The following is an 18,804-nucleotide window of genomic DNA, read 5'->3' as shown; positions in this document are numbered from 1 at the left end:
TTAGCAATAGATGTTGATGTCATCATTGCCTCAGTTACCAGCCAACAGCCGAGAAAGCAATTTGATGTTGCTTTGGAGTATTGGAAAGATTCCGGATTGCTAAAGCCGTCTGATATAAGCACTGTGTCCGGAGACGCAAGAATATCTATTCCCTCCGTTTGAGGATCACATCTTGCTTCGAATTCCGCTCGAAGGAGCGCTCCCTCCATTTGGGGGATTAAAAAGTGGAAAGACGAACCTTATTTCGATTAATAAATTGTTGTACTTTGACATTACCCTGCGCTATATCTCTCCAAATCTTGACAACAACAGCGTTCATGCCTACAATGGCAGTATCAAGAAGTACGGGAACATAGTGTATCAATGTTGCGAGACAAGAAACCGATACATACGTGCAATGATCCCGTCCCTGATGAGGGGCGGGTTTCATTTTTCTAATAAAGGAGGTGGCCGGAATGGCTTTTCCACATAGAGAAATAGAGAAAAAATGGCAGGATTTCTGGGAAAAAGACAAAACGTTTCGGACAGACGGCGATGATCAATCAAAGCCGAAATTTTACGTATTGGATATGTTTCCTTATCCATCCGGAGAAGGACTGCATGTCGGGCATCCGGAAGGGTATACCGCAACGGACATTTTGGCCCGTTTGAAACGAATGCAAGGGTATCACGTATTGCACCCGATGGGCTGGGATGCATTCGGCTTGCCGGCCGAACAGTATGCCCTTGATACCAATAACCACCCCGGTTTTTTTACGGAAGAAAACATAAAGAACTTTCGTCGCCAAATCAAGGCTTTAGGTTTCTCTATCGATTGGGATCGAGAAATAGATACGACTGATCCCAACTATTACAAATGGACCCAGTGGATTTTTTTGCAACTGTATAAACACGGGTTGGCGTATATCGATGAAGTGCCGGTCAACTGGTGCCCGGCGCTCGGAACCGTACTTGCGAACGAGGAAGTCATTGATGGTGTAAGCGAACGGGGCGGCCATCCGGTTGAACGACGACCCATGAAACAATGGATGTTAAACATCACCGCCTATGCCGATCGTCTATTGGATGATTTGGAAGAGATTGATTGGCCGGAAAGCATTAAAGAAATGCAACGCAACTGGATCGGCAGATCCGAAGGCGCGAACGTTACGTTTACGGTCGCCGATAAGGACAAGGAACCCATTCACGTATTTACAACCCGCCCCGATACATTGTTCGGAGCTACGTACATGGTATTGGCGCCGGAACATAAACTGGTGGATAAAATAACAACCGCTGACCGGCGCGAGAACGTGGAGGCATACAAAAAGTCCGTTTCTTTGAAAAGCGATTTGGAACGGACGGAACTTACAAAAGAAAAAAGCGGTGTATTTACAGGGGCGTACGCGACCAACCCGGTAAACGGAGAGGAGATCCCGGTTTGGATCGCGGACTACGTATTGATCACCTATGGAACAGGTGCCGTCATGGCTGTGCCCGCTCACGATGAACGGGATTACGAATTCGCACGCGCGTATGACCTCCCGATTCGGGAAGTCGTTACCGGCGGCAATATAGAAGAAGCGGCTTACACCGGAGACGGTGCGCACGTTAATTCTGATTTTCTTAATGAGTTGAATAAAGAAGAAGCCATAGAAAAAATCATTGAATGGCTAGCGGATCACGACGTTGGCAGCAAACAAATCAGCTACCGACTACGTGACTGGTTGTTCAGTCGTCAACGTTATTGGGGAGAGCCGATCCCGGTCATTCATTGGGAAGATGGGTCCATGTCCGCTGTTGATGAAAGTGAGCTTCCTTTGGTCCTTCCTGACTTAGATGAATTTCAGCCACCCGGAAACGGGGAGTCTCCGCTCGCGAACGCTACGGAATGGCTGGAAGTAACGGATCCGAAGACAGGAATGAAAGGGCGTCGCGAGACGAATACGATGCCGCAATGGGCAGGTAGTTGCTGGTATTTTTTGCGTTTCATCGACCCGCATAACGACGACGCTTTTGCCGACTATCAGAAATTAGATTATTGGCTTCCGGTCGATATGTATGTCGGCGGTGCCGAGCACGCGGTGCTTCATTTGCTGTACGCGCGTTTCTGGCATAAATTTTTGTATGACATTGGCGTTGTCCCAACAAAAGAACCGTTTCAAAGGTTGTTTAATCCGGGGATGATTCTCGGAGAAAACAATGAAAAAATGAGTAAATCCAAAGGAAACGTCGTTAATCCGGACGACATTCTTGACAGTCACGGTGCGGATACCTTACGTCTATATGAAATGTTCATGGGGCCACTTGATGCCGCGGTTGCTTGGTCCGAAACCGGCCTGGACGGGTCGCGGCGTTTTCTCGATCGCGTTTGGCGGCTTTTCGTCGGCGAGGATGGGCAGCTGTCTTCTGCTGTTACAAATGAGGCGGGAGATGATCATAACCTCTGGCCTGTATACCATCAAACGGTTAAAAAGGTAAGCGATGATTTTGAGCATATGCGCTTCAACACCGGAATCAGCCAAATGATGGTGTTTATCAACGCCTGTTATAAGGAAGAAACCATCCCGCGAGAGGCGATGGAAGGATTTGTAAAAATACTTTCCCCACTTTCACCTCACGTGGCGGAAGAGCTATGGGCGATGCTCGGGCACACAGCATCGATCACCTTTGAACAATGGCCGCCTTACGAGGAATCCTATCTTGTGGAAGATGAGGTGGAAATCGTCTTGCAAGTAAACGGAAAAGTACGCTCGAAAGTGCACATGTCGAAAGAAGCAACGAAAGAAGAAATGGAAGAAATCGCGCTCGCGGATGAAAAAGTCGCCTCCAATATTGAAGGGAAAACTATTCGAAAAGTAATCGCGGTGCCGGGGAAACTGGTAAATATTGTAGCAAATTAGAAAAACGAGCGAGAGGCAGTGGCTTCTCGCTCGTTTTAATGACAGAAAAAGGTGCAAAAGTGACAGATTATCATTGAAAACTGACAGAAAACGATTCCAGCTGGTCTTCTGTCAGTTATCACTAACCCTTTCAGGAGATTGCGCTGCGCTTTTTCCCGCCGTATACCCCGTTGAAAATGCACAGGTGATGTTGAATCCGCCTGTATAAGCGTGAATGTCGAGCACTTCCCCGCAAAAATAAAGCCCTTGTTTGACTTTGGATTGCATCGTTTTCGGTTCGATCTCTTTGACGGAAATGCCGCCACCGGTGACGAATGCCTTTTTCAACGAGAGCGTGCCATCGGATGAGAACGTAAACTGCTTCATTTCTTTTGCTAGTGCTTGCAATGTTTCAGCACGAACGTCTTTTAAAGCTGTTGAGGGATCAATATGTACCCGTTCCAACAAAAGAAGGAGGAAGCGTTCCGGCGCGAGTGACGGAAGGGCATTTTTGCAGGACTTATCGCCAGTTATTTTTTTTAATTGTTGTAGCATTTGGTCCAGCTCCCCAACGTTTTTTCCCGGGTGGAGATCAATACTTAGCGTGACGGGATTGCCGTCATTTTTCTTCCGCTCCTTCACGATGTATTGACTACAGCGTAGAGCAATCGGTCCGGAAATGCCAAAATGTGTAAAAAGCATATCACCTTCGTGCTTCACGACCGCTTTCTTTTTTTGATTCCAGACGGTCATTTCTACCTCGCGGAGGGACAACCCTTGCAGTGTCCGTTCATGAATGAAGCGGTCGCTTGACGTGATGGGGACTTCGGTTGGATAAAGTTCGGTAACGGTGTGGCCGGCATCCCTTGCCCATGGATAAGCATCGCCCGTAGACCCTGTATGAGGGACAGAGGTGCCGCCGGTAGCAACGATGATGCGATCAGCTGAGGAAACGGTGTTATTTTCCAGTTTCACCCCTGTTACGCGATTTTGCTCAAAAGCTAGGCCGGTGACACGTTGATCGGTGATCGTCTCGACTCCTTTAAGGCGAAGTTGTTCGAGCAATGTCTGTACGACGGTAGCGGCTTTATCATTCACCGGAAACATTCTGCCCATGTCTTCTTCTTTTAACGCAATGCCTAAACCTTCGAAAAAAGCAATGATATCTTCATTATTAAAAACGGAAAACGGACTGTACATAAATTTCCCATTTCCGGGAATGTAGCGAATCAGTTCGCGCTCCTCCATACGATTGGTCACATTGCAACGCCCGCCGCCGGAGATTGCCAGCTTGCGACCTAATTTATTTCCTTTATCGATTAACGTAACGTCTGCACCATGAGAGGCAGCAGCAACGGCAGCCATAAGACCGGCCGGGCCGCCGCCGATAACGATGACTTTACTCATGTTTCTCTCCTTTAAAATGTGGTCAAACGTTATCTTATCATGTACGGAAGGGCAGAGCGAATAAGGGTGGGCCGGGCCATAGGAATAGTATTCTGAATCAAAGGGAAGATGTTCCCGAAACGTATGAAATATTTTCCAAATCGGAAGTTCAAACAAACCTCTTGAAACACACGACAATTTCCGTTATTATATAAAGCTGTACGGCGTTTTTCGGAGGAGTACCCAAGTTCGGCTGAAGGGGGTAGTCTCGAAAACTACTAGGGGCTTCACGGCCCGCGGGGGTTCGAATCCCTCCTCCTCCGCCATAACTGATTTGGCAGTTCGTACAGTGATTCTCTTGCGGGAAATTAGACGTGGGATAAGCGCAAAAAACACTTGCCGAACTACCGTTAAAAGTTGCTATATTTTACAAAAATTAGGATACATACACGCAAATAGAATAGAACGATAATAACGCTCTCTAGTCTTAATCAGCTTAGAGGGTATTTTTTATGCCAAAAGTTGATTAGAGGAAGGGCTGTAAAGCCATTCAAGGTTTCTTATTTGTAGTACTATATGGTGGAATCTATAAATGAGGTGAAGATAATGAGCAAATACCTTCTTGCGATGAGCTTGGGTACAGCACTTATTGTAACAGGATGTGGGGGATCGGAAGAGGAAGTAACCATTCCTGTTGACCCAGATGACTATGAAGTGACAGTATCATTAGAGAACGTAGATAATGGGGACGTGTTTGATACGATTGTTTAACCGGGTGCTCTGGAAGAGATGGAGGATATGTAAAACAATCAATCGGCAAAAATAAAAAGGCCTGCCTTCGTGAGCGGGCCTTACCTATAATGTATGTGCGTTAAACACTTTGTTTCGAACACCAGCTTTGGCAGCTCTTCACTTAATCTCTCGAGCTGTCTATATTAATCGCTGATAATTTCGTTAAAGGATGGCTATAATGGATCCTCCTATGGCTCCGGTAAGAACGACCACCCACGGGGGGAGCTTCCAATAAACGAGCATAAAAAACAATAATGCAGCTAATGCAAAGTCAACGGGACTAAGAATAGCACTGGTCCATATGGGTTGGTAGAATGCAGAGATAAGAATCCCCACAACAGCTGCATTTACTCCCATTAAGGCACCCTTAATTTGACTGTTTTGCCTCAATGAATACCAAAACGGTAACGTTCCTAATATGAGTAGAAATGCCGGCAGGAAGATCGCGACAGTTGCCATTAAACCGCCTGTCCATCCGCTTATGTCAGCGCCAATATAGGACGCGAATGTAAAAAGAGGGCCGGGAACCGCTTGAGCGGCACCATAACCGGCAAGAAACGACTCTTCACTAATGAGCCCTGTAGGAACAAATTCCCGTTCCAAAAGGGGAAGTACAACGTGGCCGCCCCCAAATACTAATGCGCCCGCGCGATAAAAGCTATCGAAGATACCAATCCAAGTGACAGAACTAACATAGCTTAAAATCGGAAGCCCAATCAAAAATCCGAAAAATAAAGTCAAACAAATGGTCCCGAATCTTTTTGTAATCGGAAATGTCATGGATCGTTTTTCTTCGCTCTGATTTTCCCTAAATATAAAGTACCCTAATAGTCCGGCGATCAGAATGACCCCAATTTGGGAAAGGAAATGAGGAATCAGTAATGTTGCGATTAAAGCAAATAACGCAATCGTTTTTCTCGTTAAGTCCGGCGTTAAATGTTTAGCCATCCCCAGAATTGCAGAGGCAACGACGGCAACAGCTACAATCTTCAACCCTTGAATAAAACCTGAATCTGCAACCCCAAATTCTTGCGCAACGAATACGAATAAGATGAGAGCAATCGCAGAAGGGAAAGTAAATCCGATAAAAGAAGTAAAACCACCGAGAACACCGCCCTTCATGACACCAATTCCAATTCCTACCTGGCTGCTGGCAGGCCCGGGTAAAAACTGGCTTAAGGCCACTAAATCGGCATAGCTTTTGTCATCCAGCCATTTTCTTCTTCGTACATATTCTTCATGAAAATAACCGAGATGGGCAATCGGGCCGCCAAATGACGTCAACCCAAGCCTTGTCGAGACGACTAGAATTTCTAAAAGTTGTTTTAAATAAGGCATGGACGACACCTCGTAATTTCGTATAATTTTTCCCTCCGCAATATCGAAATTATATATCGCAAAAGAAATTGATATCAAGCCTGCCATACAAATCTTTACATAATCTTAATGTTAACATTGTCTTTTCTCTATAAGTAAAAGAAGTGTATAATAGCGTCTTTGCTAATTATGCTGTTATACTGGGTATATCGAATTATCTGAACAAGGAGTAATTTTATGGGGAAGAAAGAGCCTTCTGTACGTTCACATCTGACTTCTATTTTGCTATTGCCTTTTACTGTAACGGTTATAATACCACTACTGTTACTTATCTTCTTAAAATACAATGTTGCATGGGGGATTGATCTGCCGTTCAGTATTTTGATTTTATTAATAGGCTTAAGTTTTCTTATTTTGGGCTTAGTCATTGTTATATCAGCCATACGCCAGTTCTCTAAAAGAGGTAAAGGAACGTTAGCACCATGGAACCCACCGCAAAAGTTGGTAGTAAATGGTGTATATAGGTATACTAGGAATCCTATGATTAGTGGTGTGGTTCTAATTTTACTTGGCGAAGTGATTATTTTAGGCTCATTGCCACTACTGTTTTGGTTTATTCTTTTTTCTGTAGTGAATTATATATATTTTATAATAGGAGAGGAACCTGAACTTGAAAAGAAATTCGGGGAGGATTATATAGAATACAAAAATAACGTGCCCCGTTTATTACCGCGAAAAAAACCATGGTCGCAAAAATCTTGAAGGTGATGTTTTGTTAAATTCCAATGTGCTTTACTGTACAAAACCCTGTGAATTAATCGTTCAATCTTCGAATATCGAAGAAAATTCTGGGCGTGCTAATGGAAAAAAAAGCGTGTCTGTTTCCCATTAAAGGTAAAGGGGGGTGGAGGCCCTCAATAAAAAAAGGAGTGAAAAAATGAAAGAACCTCACGATAAAGAAATCAAAGAAGCGCAGGGAGAGTACAAAAAAGTGGGCAGAATTCGAACAAAGCTTAAGGACTTGAGTACGAGAAGCTGGCTAATTGTTCTCTTACTAGTTCTGCTTATTTTTCTTGTAGATCTTTTGAATAGATAGGGGAGAACGGAATAAAATCCGCGCTCGGCTTTGAAGAAACCCTTTAGCTATGTTGGTTGAATATAGCATCCATAATTCTTAATCATCAGGTGCCTTCGCTTATTGAACTTTCCCCTATGTAGTTGGCGTTACAGTTAGACCGGTTTAACAGAAGAGCGTCCGGCTAATTGTAAGTGCATATAGCCGGACGTTATTGTCACTGGTATTGCTAAGTGATTGGATCAGATTTTAACGACTGGTGTATAAGGGTAGAATGAACCAAGTTAATCGTTTATTATTCGTATTCCTTTTCAAACTCCTTCGTACTTCTCACTGTGTCGATTGGACGAACTTGATTAGCAATCTTTTCGCGTTCGGATTCAAAGAATGGCGGCAAGGATAACTTTTCTCCAAGTGTTTCATACGGTTCATCGCCCATGAACCCGGGACCATCCGTTGCGAATTCAAACAATATACGCGGAGCAACATTCGAATATAATGATCCAAAATAATAGCGTTCCACATAACCGGAATTCGGTAAGTTGAATGTCTGCAATTGTTTTATCCATTCTTCCAAATGCGTGCGGTCATTGACGCGGAAGGCGGCATGGTGAACCGTTCCGTACCCTTGCCGTGCTTGGGAGAGAACGGTATTGTACTCCACAATAACTTGGGCGCCATTCCCGCCTTCGCCTACTTCAAACAGGCGTAAAGAACCTTCTTTATCCATTTCCTTAAATAATAAGATCTTCTCCATCATTTCTTTAAAATAATTAATGTTATCGACGCGTACAAAGAGTGGTCCCAATCCTGTGATCGCGTATTCTAAAGGGATCGGTCCCTCTTGCCATGGTATGCCGGCAGCAACCCCTTGATTGTTTTCATCAGAAATCAATTGATATTGCTGGTCGTCAAAGTCGACAAACGAAAGCGTCTTTTTGCCGAATTGCTCTTTGATGCCTTTGTGTTTGACTTTCAGACGGTCAAAACGTTTCTCCCAATAGTCCAATGCCTTGTCACTCGGCACCCGAAACGACGTTTTGAAAATCTCATTTGTGCCATGAACACCCTTTGGAATGCCCGGGAAATCAAAAAACGTTATGTCTGTGCCTGGACTTCCTTCGTCATCCGCAAAAAATAGGTGATAGGTCTGAATGTCATCCTGATTCACCGTTTTTTTGACTAGACGCACGCCTAAAACATACGTGAAAAATTCATAAATCTTCTCAGCACTGCTTGTAATGGCAGTAACGTGATGTATTCCTTTTAATTGTTCCATGATAAAAATCCTCCATTATTTAAATCTATTTTGGTCGTTCAAGGGAAAATACGTCACCGATTTTGGCGTAATTGGAACCGGCTAAACGACTGACTGCGTCAAGCGTTTGCTGGTTTATTCGTCCGCTTTCATATATTTCCTCGTCTATATGGAAGCGAACAATCTTTCCAATCAGGAGATCAGTTCCAATCGAATCGTTCTCTCCCAATTCAAGGGAATGCTCCAATGTGCATTCAAATCGAACTTTTGCTTCTTTAATACCCGGAACAGAGATTATTTCACTTTTAACAAGTGACAAATCCGCTTTTTCAATTTCGCTTACATTTGCCAGTAAGGATGCTGACGTAATGTTTATTTTATCGACATTTTGCCTGTCAACGATGTGGACAACGAATGCTTTTTTATCTCTGCTATTTCGGGCTGTATCTTTCATAACACCATTTTTACGTTGCGTAGACACCGAAAGCATCGGCGGGTTGGACGAAACAACATTAAAATAGCTAAATGGTGCGCCGTTGACGGTTCCATCTTCTGCAACACTGGTGACAAACGCGATCGGTCTTGGAATAATGCTTCCGGTCAATAATTTATAATTTTCTCGCTCCGTATTGTTTGAAGGGTCAAAGGAGCGCATGGATATTCCTCCTTGCTTCATCCAGATTTCTAACTTCTATCGGTGTCAGAGAAGTTCGTCAAAGGCTTCCGGCTGTTTGATAAAGTTCAATTCAACAGAAAAGAATGCTACCCCAAGAGAGATATCTTGTTTGTTCTCACCTGTGGGATATTGCAATTGAATGGTAAAAGGTGTACGCTTATACACTTTTGCCTTCTCTTGTTTGAGCAATTTTCGTGCCTTCTGTGGTCTTGTCGGCATTAACGGTTCTTCTCTTTGATTAACGAAGTAGACATTCAACGTTACGTCTTTGGAGTTAGGTGCTCTTCGCCAATGTTGTAAGTGCTTTTTACATGTGCAACACCGTTCCTACCCATCAGAACTTTTAATTACACACGACAGGGCAAGGAGCTAGAGCAGGCACCCCAGGGTGTCGTGACACAAACAACGTAGTCATTAAAGACTTAGGCTAGTCAATAAGGGCTTTTGAAAGCCCGCGACCTTAGTCGTGGGTTATTGACCTCCTTAATTCACCATGTCCAGAACTTCCTCTAATTGATACTGGCGGACGGTCCTTGGTAGAAACATACGGATTTCATCTTCGTTATAGCCAACTTGCAGACGCTTTTCATCAACGATGATGGGCCTTTTTAGTATGCCGGGGTTTTCTTGAATGACTCGGAATAGATCACTTATCGGCAATTGCTCAATATTAACATCAGCGTTTTGATATTCCTTCGAGCGTTTCGAAATAATCTCATCCGTTCCATCTTCAGTTAAGCGTAGTATGCTCTTAATTTCGTCAATGGTTAATGTCTCATAGAACAGATTACGTTCTGTGAAAGGGATATCTTGCTCTTGGAACCAAGCTTTTGCCTTTCTGCAGGACGTGCAACTTGGCGTCGTATAAAGGGTTATCATACAATCGCTCCTTACTCCCATTTTATATATCTTCAAATCAAGATAAAAGGTAAAAAAAAGTGAATGATCCGGGATTTATATCTTTTTCACGTGAAGGCCGACTCTCTTGAGTAAATCAATCGCTGCTTCAGTTTCTTCATCAGACCATTCATTAAAAATGGATTCGATTTTTTGTTCATGATCCGGGAATGCCTCGTTCATAAATTCCTTCCCTGACTCTGTGATTGCTGCATACATCACACGACGATCGTCCGTACATGCTCTTCGGTACAAATATCCTTTTTTTTCAAGCTTATCCACAACGTAGGTGATACTGCTGCTTGCAACCAGAATTCTTTTGCCTATTTGTTGGATGGGCTGGTCCCCTTTATGATAGAGCAATTCCAAAACAGCAAACTCATTAAGATTTAAACCATATCGAGCCACATCTTTTTTGAGTGCATCTTGTATAGACTGTGTTGCACGGTTTAATACTGTAAATGCTTTAAGACGATTGTTGACCTTGATCATTTGCCTCACCTCCAAATCATTTATTACAAATTCGAATTATATTAATTAAAGATACCTTAACATCATACTATTTTGATGTCAAGATAATTCAATACTGAAGCACATTGTTTGTTCAACCTATTTATCTGGGTGTATAATTAACTTGTATTAAAGATAAATTAATTCAAACTATCTAAATGGAGGTTATATAAAATGGAAAGACTCTCAGGAAAAGTTGCAGTCATTACCGGTGGATCAGGAGTCATCGGCAAAGTAACAGCAGAAAGGTTTTTAAAAGAAGGGGCTAAAGTTGTCTTAGTCGATTTATCTGAGGAATCACTTCATAAAGCTAAGGAAGAACTGGACTCATTTGGTGAATTACTGACGATCCAGGCGGACGTTTCAAAAGAATCCGATGTAGAAAGTTACGTTAATAAAGTAGTTGAACGTTTCGGGAAAATTGATGTGTTCTTTAACAATGCAGGGATCGAAGGAGAAGTCGCGCCTATTCCGGAACAAAACATGGAGAACTTCGATAAAGTCATGAGTGTCAATGTACGCGGAACATTTTTAGGGTTGAAATATGTCCTGCCTGTCATGACTGAGCAAGGTTATGGCAGTGTCATCAACACTTCATCTGTATCAGGATTAAGCGCCAGCCCAGGTGTATCCCCTTATGTTGTTTCGAAACATGCAGTGGTCGGTTTGACAAAGGGAGCTGCAATTGAAGTGGCAAATGCTAATGTACGTGTGAATTCAATCCATCCGTCTCCGGTTGATTCCAGAATGATGCGTTCATTGGAAGAAGGAATGAACACAGATCAAGAAGCTTTGGAACAAACGATCCCATTAGGTCGTTATGGTGATTCGGGAGATATCTCCAATTTAGTTTTGTTCCTTGCTTCTGATGAAAGTGAATTTATCACAGGTGTTCAATATCGAGTTGATGGTGGCATGGGCGCGTTATAAACAAATAAGGATCTTTTAAATGAGGGGCTTTTATCAGGTTAGTAACCTGGTGGAGACCCTTTTTCAGGTCATATATCTTTGTGAAAAAATAAATTGATAAGAATATTATCTCTTGTATAATGATGAGTGATTTAAAAAAAGAGAAAGCGGAGATCATTCATGCGAAAATGAATGCTTATTCTTGCTGCCGGAGGTTTTCTGGTTTTGACTCCGGGTGTTATTTGGACTGCACTTGGATAGAGAGGCACATCCCCCCTGTAGATTCGCATGTGGACATCGAAGGAACGGAACAACATATCACTGTGGAGAGCAAAGGGGAATCGGTCGTTTTTGTGCCGGGAAGCGGTACTTCTTCCCCCTATGCGGATTGGTTCGAGATCCAACAGGTTTTAACCGACGATGCCAAAACGGTGGTTTATGAACGGCCCGGTTATGGCTGGAGCGAACAAACGGATGCCTCACGTGCGATTGACCGGCTTGTCTCCGAGATGGATGCTGCCTGACGCAGTGCGTGCGCTTATTGATTGATGATTTTTTACGCCATATTTACAAATGGGCGATGATATTGAAGTTCGCCTTTGATTTTTTAACAATCACATCGTCTCCTTGAAGCCACTTGTTAAAGTCAAAAATGACCGGCTCGCGATCAGGGCTGATGCCGAACCAGGCTTTTAATTCTCTTGGAAAGTACACGGAGGTGTGAATAGTTCCGGCTGCTGCGTCGTATTTTTTTGAAAATACACCGTGGGCAGGGTTGTTCATCACTTTAAAAGCTTGGTAAGGGTGGCTTGTATGCTGTTGTTGATCGCGTATCGTTTTCTCCCGGTGACGTGTTTCTTCCAAACGGTAACGATTTTCCTCATTCAACAAATGAAAATGGTTCGTACACACATTAGATCTTCGAACCGCGACTTCTCTCGGCGAAGCTTCGACGACGTGAGATTCTCCGGCCGGGTCCAAAAGAACATAACTGAATGAATGTCTATGAGGAATTTCTTTTAGCAAGGAAATGGCCTCATCTACGTTTGCGCAATTCTCCAAAATAAGGCGGCCGATCATATTGCACAGAAACCCATCCCCCGATTTTCTGCTATGGGTAAAGTTATAGCCCATCACAAGGCCTTTTTCGTTCATGCCATCGATTCGTCCGGTCATTTGCATGGACGGCCCGATGACGGCATATCCTTGGTCGGTTGGTTCATAAATCATGTAACGTCCTTCATATCCCCTCGGATGACTATCATAATTACGAACCATGAAGCTAGCGTCTGAGAAAATTGAACAGCCACTTCGGCTATATTCCAAATAATAACCGCCAAATCGTCGGAATGCTTTTTCCATATCCATGTGAAGAGCATCGGCAAGTCTGCGTATTTCATCAAGTATGGCCGGAGCAAATGTTGCCATGATGGCTTTATATTCTTCCAGATTGATCAAAAAGTGACGGTCTTTCCGTGGCCCCCATTGTTTTTCACGGTTAGGTAAAATAGGCGAACGTTTGAGACGTTCGCCTTGGTAAAAACCGAAATCATAGTGAGGGCCCCTAAATTGAGTAACGTCACTGTGAAACTGTTTCATCAAACGTCATTCCTCTTTCGATATCATTATTATCAGTGTACGAAACGTTGGCCATAGGAATTAATTATGTACGATCTTGTTGCTCTTTTGGTGTATTCACCACTAATTTCGATAAATCTTCATTTAATGCTTCCAGTTCCTGAAACTGATCGCTGATCGCTACCATGTATTCGTTTTGTTCTTCGACGCTCGCGAATACTTCCTCCACCATTCCGTGGGAATTTTGGGTAACACCAGCGATGGCCGTAATTTCACCGGTGATCGTTTCCGAAGAATCTTCCAGTTTTTTAACAAGGTTTTCTAGCGAACTAGCCGACTCTTTCATTTTCTCCATGTTTTTTACTAAGATTTCCGAGCTTTCTTCGCTTTGTTTGGCCATTTCAAAGCTGTCATCGACGGCGTTTTTGCTACGGTGTACTTCTTGGGCTACGGTTTCGGTCTGTTTTTGTATCGCTTCCACTATCGTTGCAATTTCTTTCGTGGATCGTTGAGAGTCTACCGCGAGTTTACGCACTTCATCGGCGACGACCGCAAATCCTTTGCCATGTTCTCCTGCGCGCGCAGCTTCAATGGCCGCATTCAGTGATAAAAGATTGGTTTGTTCGGATAGGCCGTCAACGGTGGCGAGAATGGAACCGATGTTTTTCGTTTTTTCCGTCAGGTTATCCATCGTGTCGGCCGTGTTCTGAACCATTTCCTGTACTTTGCTTACTTCAATTTTTAACTGCCGTTGTCGCTCATAATCGGAAGTCGCTTCTTTGAGGCTGTCGTCTGTGGCTGTGGTCACATTTGTTGTATGGTTTGTGACTTCGTTTACCGATTGATCTTGACTTTGCATAAGGTCGCTCATTTCGCTTACACTGGCCGCCTGGTGCTCGGTTCCTTTTGAAACCTCGGTGAAAGCGTCTCTTAATTGATTGGAAACTTCCTTCATGGAAGCAACGTTTTCATTCACTTTGTTGCTGAATTGTTTGATTGTTGCTTGCGAATGGGAGACTTTTTCAAATAGATTTTCCAGTTGTTCCTTCCCTTGTAAGGCTTTGTCCGCTTGATTTTCTACGTATCGTTGCATTTTTGTTCCAATGGTAGCCTGTCCCATCAACACCAACGTGATCAGAATGACGTACAGATTTAATGAAATGAGGATATCTGTCCCTAATCCGGCAAACATCGATTCATTCAATGTAATAAAAAAAACATTTGTTAAAATTAAATTAAGGACGCCGGCCAATGCGATCAAACGATAATTTTGATAGAGTGAAATGATGGCGATGCTTAAAAAGACAATCAGGTAATTGGAAAGCTTCGGTGAGCTGTAACATAAAACGATCGTTAGGATGGCAAAACCAACTGTGACGATATAAGGAATGATGGTAATGATTTTTTGCATATAAGTCAAAACAGTGTTAAGGCTTGCTAAAAAAACACCTGTGATTGTATAGATCAAAATCGCTTCGGCCGGTACGTCACTAACAAAATTACTGATCAAGCCCAAGGCAAACAAGGCCCAAGACAATTTGACCAACATTTTGTTTCGCTTGTGAAGGGTCAGATGAGTTTCGTCGGTCATATGAACGTCCTCCTGCAATTAAAAATAGGATTATTATACTATCATGAGGGTGAAATTTGATAATTCATGAACATTATACCATGAATATAGATCTATTCCATCTTTTTTGAAAATATTTTCGGAGGTGATAGGGTGTCCATGTGACTCGAATTTGATGAAGTCACAAAGAAAAGGGATCAATTTACACTCTCGCTGCCCGATCTGGGGATTGAACAGGGAGAAATTCTCGGTGTCATCGGGAACAACGGTGCAGGAAAATCAACGATGATTCAACTCGTGCTCGGATTAATCCGACCGACAAGCGGCAACATTTATCGGTATACCGATAAGGGGGCGGCAACGTCAATGCAAGAATGGAAGCAAACGGTCGGCTTTGTTTTCGATGACTTATCGGTGTACGACGATATGCACGCGATAAAACTGTCCTCATTTTTAGGGGAGGTTTATTCAGACTGGGATGACACCTATTTCTTTGCATTACTGGATCAATTTGACGTTGATAAAAAGAAAAAAGTAAAGACGTTCTCACGCGGCATGCGTATGAAAACCGGCATTGCAGCAGCGCTTGCCCACCATCCGGAAGTGTTGCTGCTCGATGAACCTACCTCTGGTTTGGACACGAAATCGAGAAAACAAATGATCACGCTGTTGAATGAGGAAAATAAAAAGAATGGCACGACGATTATTTTTTCTTCGCATATTTTGGCCGATATGGAGCAGCTTGCTACATCCATCTGGCTGATGGATAAAGGGGAGGTTCTCGCGCACGGGTCTGTTGTGAAGTTGCGGGCGAACCACGGTGTAGCTGATGACGGTACGATACATAAGAGAAAGGCTGAAGAAGAAGGGTTGAAACAAGCCACTTTGGAAGATTTGCATGATTATTATTTGGGCGGTGACGGGTAATGACAGCTCTTATGAAATTGGATCTGTGGCTATTGCGCTGGGCCATTCTTTTTATTGTGATCATTGCGCCGATCGCGGGGGCTGTATTCTACACAGACTATTCCGTGACCGGCTTTGTGATTATATTCATATTGGCGCTGACGTTGACGCAAGCGGATGATAAACATAAAACGCGAGGATTCATGCTTTCATTGCCCCTTCCATTAAAAACTTTTTTTCAAGCGCGGGCGCTCGTTGTCATGTTCATCGGTGTGATTTGGGTTGTGCTTGAAGGATTTGGAAGAATGTTAGGTTTCGGAGATGCGTACCTTCCTGAAATCACTATCCATGCAAGCACGCAATTGGCAACGATGTTCATTCTGGCCCCCTCGGTGATTGCCATGCTCACTTTATTAAAACATCCCGTTATTAAGTGGGGCGTAACCTTCATTTTTTATATGATGGTGATCATGATCGGCACGATGATGGGTGTATTTGTCACGGAGATTTTCAGTTACATGGAAGCGTTGGGCTATGTACTCGCGGGGCTTATTCTCGTTTTCGGTATCCTCGCCTCTTGGCTCATTTTGATGATCAGCAATGCCATTCGGGCACGTGTGGATGTGGTGTGATGGGGGGCGCTGTGTGAACCGATCTTTATGTATCCGTTCTGATAAGACACAATCGTTGTAAGAATCCCTATAAATGAGGGGCAGCCATGGATATAAACGAACAATTGCAAGCATCCCAAAAAGAATGTGAAAGTTTGAGGAGAGAAAATGAACAGCTTAAACATGCATTGGCAGAACGGGAAAAGCAATTAAAGCTGGAACGCACGAGACAGAGAATAAGCCTGTTCAAGCATTTATTTAAAGGACGTTCTGATATCTTTCCCGTACGATGGGTCGCAAGTGATGGGCGGACCGGCTATTCACCTGCAAAGAATGCACAAGAACAATACCTTACTCTAAATGATCAGGTGATATACGATCACTTATCCGGGAAGCACACCATTGGTATTTATCCGGTGCTAACGGACGATACCTGCTTTTTCTTGAGCATAGATTTTGACAAAGAGCATTGGCAAAAAGATGCACTTGCATTTGTAGATACTTGTGAAACGCGTTGCTGCAGTTTCATATGAAGACCTCCTAAAGAAAACGGATGCAACCTTTGTGCACGGGCTGACGGTAACACCGAAACGAAGGGATGGTCACGAACCAATTATGAAGATGCAGTGCGGACCGATTCGTTACAAGGCAAAAGCCAATACGCATCATTTCGATCATGTATTAATTCCAAAAAACACTCCTTTTCGGCAAGTGAATGAGAATCAACTATTTCGAGAGCTTTCACAAAATGAACATCGTAACGAAATGATTTTAAACGATGTCATTGAAGCACTTGAACGGGAACGTTCTCCCGTCATTTTAACGGAAAGATTGGATCATGTTGCTGTATTAGAGGAGAAATTCTGGGGCATAACCAAGCATTTGGTCGTGCTAACGGGGGCATTAACAAAAGCTGAGATGAAGGAACGTATAGACGGTATTCGGCAAATCTCTTCTCATGAAGAACGCCTCATTATCGCAACCGGGCAGTACACGGGGAAGGGTTTGAAGATGAGAGATTGGACACGCTTTTTTTAGCGATGCCTATCTCCGGGAAAGGGAAACTGCAGCAATATATCGGCCGACTGCAACGAGCCAACGCGAACAAAACATCCATAGAAGTATACGATTATGTTGACATTAACGTACCTCGGTTACAAAAAATGTATGAGAAACGAAAAAAAGGCTACAAAGCGTTAGGGTTTAAAACGCAGGACGATAGGAAAGATGGGGAGCAGATTCGATTATTTTAGATAGAGGGATTGTTATGAAACTATTCGAGTATAAAACATCTAAGCGAGATGAAATGATCGACATCACCGGAGATATACAAGATTGGGTGACGCAAGAGGGGTATCGTGATGGCGTCATCACGCTTTTTAACATGCACACGACCGCGGGCATAACGATTAATGAAAATGCTGACCCTGATGTAAAAACAGACTTTATCCGTCGACTGGATGAGGTCTATCCTTGGGATCATCCCAAAGACCGGCACGGGGAAGGAAATACAGCGGCCCATTTGAAAGCAAGCACCGTGGGGACAAGTGAAACAGTGCTTGTGAAGGATGGAAAACTCGTGATCGGAACCTGGCAAGGCATTTATTATTGTGAGTTTGATGGGCCTCGACCAAATCGTAAGGTCTATGCAATGTTTAACGGATAAACTCAAAACGCCGATTAATCAGTTTAACGAGGAGTTGTTTTTTTGCATACGCTCGCCATTCTTCCATGTGGAAATAAAAAAATATGGGATAAAGAAGGGGACATTGGGCCAGTACCGGCGCGAGATGCTTACATTGGAACATTTCACCGTCTGTGCCGTGCGTATGCAGAGATGTTTTATCCCCAATGGGTGATTTTATCAGCGAAACATGGATTTTTGCAGCCGGAGGATACTGTTTCCGGGCCTTACGATTTGTCGTTTAGTCATAAAAGTGATGACATTATTTCAATGCAAAGTTTAGCTGAACAAGTCCAAAAGAAACGACTGAGTGATTTTCAACATTTCGTCGTCCTTACCGGTAAAAAATACAAGCCCATCATTGAAAAAAGCCTTGGTCCACATGCCGACATTGAGATGCCGCTACTTGGAAGTCGCGGGATCGGCGAAATGCAGCAAAAGTTAAAGCAAGCGGTCAAAGAGGAGCGACCGCTGCAGTGATTGACAGCGGAAGATGAGCACATATACCTAGTGCTGAACGGCTGAAATAAATGATCACCTGTAGCTGTGGCGCCAAATCATTGAGATATGCTTGAAATTAGTCGCCACTCGATGGTAGTGACAGCCAATGCTGATCTTTTTATGTTGGTCGGACACATCGACGATAAAACCGAGGGTGTGAGCGGTAAATTAAACCAATATGCACTAGTGGTCTATATCAAAAATTCTTTCCAAAACTCCTATTCATATATCTCCCGATTCTTTGAAGACTGTTCGGGTTTAAAAACTGCATTT

The 18,804-nt window shown here is 43.4% G+C and carries 21 protein-coding genes and 1 tRNA gene; 13 read left to right on the top strand and 9 right to left on the bottom strand.

Annotated features, from left to right (window positions below; translation table 11 throughout):
• Positions 1–455 precede the first annotated feature (455 nt).
• A complete protein-coding gene (gene leuS / locus DT065_RS08370; RefSeq protein WP_114372462.1) occupies positions 456–2,882 on the top strand; it encodes a leucine--tRNA ligase in 2,427 nt (808 codons plus the stop codon).
• Positions 2,883–2,993: 111 nt separating this feature from the next.
• Here leuS and DT065_RS08365 read toward each other — a convergent pair whose 3' ends face one another.
• Entirely contained in the window at positions 2,994–4,268 is a 1,275-nt protein-coding gene (locus DT065_RS08365) for a BaiN/RdsA family NAD(P)/FAD-dependent oxidoreductase (protein WP_114376185.1), read from the bottom strand.
• A 212-nt stretch (positions 4,269–4,480) separates the two neighbouring features.
• Here DT065_RS08365 and DT065_RS08360 point away from each other — a divergent pair.
• Together DT065_RS08360 and DT065_RS18845 are read left to right on the top strand one after the other, a co-directional pair.
• Positions 4,481–4,573, top strand: a tRNA-Ser gene (locus DT065_RS08360).
• Positions 4,574–4,853: 280 nt separating this feature from the next.
• On the top strand, positions 4,854–5,018 hold the full coding sequence (locus DT065_RS18845) for a hypothetical protein (RefSeq protein WP_160112461.1): 165 nt from the start codon (positions 4,854–4,856) through the stop codon (positions 5,016–5,018).
• Positions 5,019–5,201: 183 nt separating this feature from the next.
• Here DT065_RS18845 and chrA read toward each other — a convergent pair whose 3' ends face one another.
• Entirely contained in the window at positions 5,202–6,377 is a 1,176-nt protein-coding gene (gene chrA / locus DT065_RS08355) for a chromate efflux transporter (protein ID WP_114372460.1), read from the bottom strand.
• A gap of 216 nt (positions 6,378–6,593) precedes the next feature.
• Here chrA and DT065_RS08350 point away from each other — a divergent pair, with 216 nt between their 5' ends.
• Entirely contained in the window at positions 6,594–7,118 is a 525-nt protein-coding gene (locus DT065_RS08350; protein WP_114372458.1) for a methyltransferase family protein, read from the top strand.
• A gap of 608 nt (positions 7,119–7,726) precedes the next feature.
• On the opposite strand, the gene DT065_RS08345 is transcribed toward DT065_RS08350, so the two are convergent.
• The 5 genes from DT065_RS08345 to DT065_RS08325 form a co-directional block, all read right to left on the bottom strand.
• On the bottom strand, positions 7,727–8,710 hold the full coding sequence (locus DT065_RS08345) for a ring-cleaving dioxygenase (RefSeq protein WP_114372456.1): 984 nt from the start codon (positions 8,708–8,710) through the stop codon (positions 7,727–7,729).
• Positions 8,711–8,735: 25 nt separating this feature from the next.
• The gene (locus DT065_RS08340) at positions 8,736–9,344 is read right to left on the bottom strand and encodes a flavin reductase family protein (protein WP_114372454.1); all 609 of its coding nucleotides are present in this window, start codon (positions 9,342–9,344) and stop codon (positions 8,736–8,738) included.
• A 45-nt stretch (positions 9,345–9,389) separates the two neighbouring features.
• Positions 9,390–9,623 (bottom strand): RRXRR domain-containing protein, encoded by a 234-nt coding sequence (locus DT065_RS08335; protein ID WP_114372452.1) that lies wholly within the window; start codon positions 9,621–9,623, stop codon positions 9,390–9,392.
• A gap of 225 nt (positions 9,624–9,848) precedes the next feature.
• Complete coding sequence (spxA, locus tag DT065_RS08330; RefSeq protein ID WP_114372449.1) at positions 9,849–10,244, bottom strand: transcriptional regulator SpxA; 396 nt, start codon at positions 10,242–10,244, stop codon at positions 9,849–9,851.
• Between the two features lie 75 nt (positions 10,245–10,319).
• Positions 10,320–10,754: a MarR family winged helix-turn-helix transcriptional regulator gene (locus DT065_RS08325; protein ID WP_114372447.1), complete on the bottom strand. Its 435-nt coding sequence runs from the start codon at positions 10,752–10,754 to the stop codon at positions 10,320–10,322.
• Between the two features lie 192 nt (positions 10,755–10,946).
• Here DT065_RS08325 and DT065_RS08320 point away from each other — a divergent pair, with 192 nt between their 5' ends.
• Positions 10,947–11,702: an SDR family NAD(P)-dependent oxidoreductase gene (locus DT065_RS08320; RefSeq protein ID WP_114372445.1), complete on the top strand. Its 756-nt coding sequence runs from the start codon at positions 10,947–10,949 to the stop codon at positions 11,700–11,702.
• A 269-nt stretch (positions 11,703–11,971) separates the two neighbouring features.
• Positions 11,972–12,205, top strand: a complete 234-nt coding sequence (locus DT065_RS08315) for an alpha/beta fold hydrolase (RefSeq protein ID WP_114372443.1) — start codon at positions 11,972–11,974, stop codon at positions 12,203–12,205.
• Between the two features lie 43 nt (positions 12,206–12,248).
• Here the strand turns inward: DT065_RS08315 and DT065_RS08310 are convergent, their stop codons facing one another.
• Positions 12,249–13,280, bottom strand: coding sequence for a choloylglycine hydrolase family protein (locus DT065_RS08310; RefSeq protein ID WP_114372441.1), 1,032 nt, complete (start codon positions 13,278–13,280; stop codon positions 12,249–12,251).
• A gap of 64 nt (positions 13,281–13,344) precedes the next feature.
• The gene (locus tag DT065_RS08305; protein WP_114372439.1) at positions 13,345–14,850 is read right to left on the bottom strand and encodes a methyl-accepting chemotaxis protein; all 1,506 of its coding nucleotides are present in this window, start codon (positions 14,848–14,850) and stop codon (positions 13,345–13,347) included.
• A 192-nt stretch (positions 14,851–15,042) separates the two neighbouring features.
• On the opposite strand from DT065_RS08305, the gene DT065_RS08300 reads away from it, so the two are divergent.
• The 7 genes from DT065_RS08300 (at position 15,043) to DT065_RS08270 (ending at position 18,510) form a co-directional block, all read left to right on the top strand.
• Positions 15,043–15,756 carry an ABC transporter ATP-binding protein gene (locus tag DT065_RS08300; RefSeq protein WP_114372437.1) on the top strand — a complete coding sequence of 238 codons (714 nt, stop codon included), beginning with the start codon at positions 15,043–15,045 and terminating at the stop codon, positions 15,754–15,756.
• Positions 15,756–16,367 (top strand): ABC-2 transporter permease, encoded by a 612-nt coding sequence (locus DT065_RS08295; protein WP_114372436.1) that lies wholly within the window; start codon positions 15,756–15,758, stop codon positions 16,365–16,367. The genes DT065_RS08300 and DT065_RS08295 overlap by 1 nt, the downstream gene beginning before the upstream one ends.
• A gap of 86 nt (positions 16,368–16,453) precedes the next feature.
• Positions 16,454–16,879 carry a TOTE conflict system archaeo-eukaryotic primase domain-containing protein gene (locus DT065_RS08290; protein ID WP_114372434.1) on the top strand — a complete coding sequence of 142 codons (426 nt, stop codon included), beginning with the start codon at positions 16,454–16,456 and terminating at the stop codon, positions 16,877–16,879.
• A 31-nt stretch (positions 16,880–16,910) separates the two neighbouring features.
• Positions 16,911–17,384 carry a DEAD/DEAH box helicase gene (locus DT065_RS08285; protein WP_114372432.1) on the top strand — a complete coding sequence of 158 codons (474 nt, stop codon included), beginning with the start codon at positions 16,911–16,913 and terminating at the stop codon, positions 17,382–17,384.
• On the top strand, positions 17,366–17,599 hold the full coding sequence (locus DT065_RS08280) for a hypothetical protein (RefSeq protein ID WP_114372430.1): 234 nt from the start codon (positions 17,366–17,368) through the stop codon (positions 17,597–17,599). Before DT065_RS08285 ends, DT065_RS08280 begins: the two co-directional genes overlap by 19 nt.
• A 14-nt stretch (positions 17,600–17,613) precedes the next feature.
• The gene (locus DT065_RS08275) at positions 17,614–18,012 is read left to right on the top strand and encodes a secondary thiamine-phosphate synthase enzyme YjbQ (RefSeq protein ID WP_114372428.1); all 399 of its coding nucleotides are present in this window, start codon (positions 17,614–17,616) and stop codon (positions 18,010–18,012) included.
• 42 nt (positions 18,013–18,054) lie between these two features.
• A complete protein-coding gene (locus tag DT065_RS08270) occupies positions 18,055–18,510 on the top strand; it encodes a DUF6884 domain-containing protein (RefSeq protein WP_114372426.1) in 456 nt (151 codons plus the stop codon).
• The last annotated feature ends 294 nt before the right edge of the window (positions 18,511–18,804 follow it).

The sequence above is a fragment of the Salicibibacter kimchii genome, from assembly GCF_003336365.1.
GTDB classification, from domain to species: domain Bacteria; phylum Bacillota; class Bacilli; order Bacillales; family Marinococcaceae; genus Salicibibacter; species Salicibibacter kimchii.
The sequence above is the reverse complement of the archived record's forward strand: the minus strand, read 5'-3'. Positions and strand labels throughout refer to the sequence as shown.